Source organism: Microbacterium sp. NPDC055442, assembly GCF_053644215.1.
In genome coordinates, this window is record NZ_JBSHLF010000014.1 from 1 (window position 1) to 1,684 (window position 1,684).

The following is a 1,684-nucleotide window of genomic DNA, read 5'->3' on the forward strand; positions in this document are numbered from 1 at the left end:
GCGAGCGGCGGCTGGCGCCGCCTCTCGGCGGGCGCGCTGGCGCGCGCCCTGCGGCCCTGGCGGGCCGCTGCTGTGGTGACGTTTTCGGGGCGGGCTGACGCTGTGCGCGTGGTCGTGGTCGGGTGTGCGAGGTCGGGTGGTCGGCCGTGCGGATGGGGCGAGCGCGGGTGCGCTCGCGGGGGCGGTGTGGCAGGGCTGGCCGGGGGGTCTGGATGCCCGCTGCGCGGCGCTGTGCGCCTGCGTGCGGGCCTGGCTCCGCTCCCCCGGTGTGGTCGCCTCGAGGGCGCCTCGCCGGCCGCTCAGCGCGGCGTCTGCCGAGGCCGGGTGCGCAGCTGCGCTGCGTGGCCGGCGATCGCCTCGAGCTCGAGGTGGCCGGGCGCTGCCGAACGGCTCAGATCAGGCCGGCCGTCCACAGCCGGCCTGCCCGGGCGGCATCCTCGATCCGCGGGAACCGGTAGACCGTCACGTCGCCCTCGACGTACACCGCCAGCGCGAATCCGAACCCCTCGCCCGCGGCCGCGGCATCCGGATCCCGATACGCCACCGCTCCCGCCAGACCCGGCCGCACCCACTCGTTGCTCGGCACCGGCTCGAACCGCTCCGCGAGATCGGCAGCGCCCACCACGGCGAAGAACTCGCCCACGCTCACGTACGCTCCCGACCACATCGCCGGGGCCGCCTCACGCGCCGTCAGCGCGACGTGAGCTCGGAAGTTGCGCGGCGTCGTCATGCCCCCATCCTCCCCGGCTCATCCCACCGCGCAGCACCCTGCTCCCGCATCAGCGCCTCGAACTTCTCCTCCGACAACCGCGGCAACCGGCGCGACTTCGGCAGCGCCCGCGGCTTCCACGACCGATCATGCTTGCGCGCCATGAACTCATCCACGCTCTCCCGCTGCGCGCCCGCCGGCTTCGGCCACACCTCGTCGAGCTCGTAGCGCCGCTCCACCTCGAACAGGAACATCACCCGCTCCACCTTCCGACCCCGCGCCCGCTCCTCCACCACCGGGAACCCGAACCCCACCCGCACCGCCTCAGGCTCCCCCGGACGCCACCCCTCGCCGCGGCCGCGCTCCACCGCGCCGATCACACCCTCCCCATCCGGCGTCACCACATGCCGACCCACCCACAACCCCCGCACCGAGATCACCGCCGCCACGCTCACGCCGCCACCCCCGGCTCATCCAGCCGCGCCAGCGCCGCCCGTGCGTGCTCGATATCCGCCTCGCTGTAGAAGCCACCCTCGGTGCCCCGCACGATCCGCGACTCCAACTGCGCCCGCCGCACACCCACCCGAAACGCCTCACGCGCCGCCACAACCTCCGGCAACGCCTCGAACCGCTCCCGACGCTCCTGCGCCGCGATCCGACCCAACAACGCACCCGAACTGATCCCCCGACCCCGAACCCCATACCGACCAGAAACCATCACCACCACCTCCCAAAACTCTGTATCTCTGACAGTTACAAACTACCGCACACCCCCGACACTCCCACCCGAAATCTGCTTGCAAAATGCAAACAACATTCACCCCGAAACCCGCTTGCAAATTGACAGCACAATTCACCCCCTGCCAAGACACCCCACAGCACCCCAACCAGCCGCCCATGGTCCCCAATGTCTGACCCCCCTCGTAGTCTGTAACTGTCAGAGATACAAACCCCAGGAAGGGACACACCATGACC

The 1,684-nt window shown here is 71.2% G+C and carries 3 protein-coding genes; all 3 read right to left on the reverse strand.

Going from position 1 to position 1,684, the window contains the following annotated elements; translation table 11 throughout:
• Nucleotides 1–391: 391 nt before the first annotated feature.
• From ACWIBS_RS15155 to ACWIBS_RS15165, 3 genes are read right to left on the reverse strand one after another with little or no spacing between them, the layout of a single operon-like run.
• Nucleotides 392–730 carry a hypothetical protein gene (locus tag ACWIBS_RS15155; RefSeq protein ID WP_376131513.1) on the reverse strand — a complete coding sequence of 113 codons (339 nt, stop codon included), beginning with the start codon at nt 728–730 and terminating at the stop codon, nt 392–394.
• Entirely contained in the window at nt 727–1,164 is a 438-nt protein-coding gene (locus ACWIBS_RS15160; protein WP_376131516.1) for a hypothetical protein, read from the reverse strand. The genes ACWIBS_RS15155 and ACWIBS_RS15160 overlap by 4 nt, the downstream gene beginning before the upstream one ends.
• A complete protein-coding gene (locus ACWIBS_RS15165) occupies nt 1,161–1,373 on the reverse strand; it encodes a hypothetical protein (protein WP_454137043.1) in 213 nt (70 codons plus the stop codon). The genes ACWIBS_RS15160 and ACWIBS_RS15165 overlap by 4 nt, the downstream gene beginning before the upstream one ends.
• Between the last annotated feature and the right edge of the window lie 311 nt (nt 1,374–1,684).

Bases quoted from the DNA above. Each gene is read 5' to 3' on its own strand.
- ACWIBS_RS15155 (WP_376131513.1), bottom strand. From the start codon at position 730: ATGACGACGCCGCGCAACTTCCGAGCTCACGTCGCGCTGACGGCGCGT.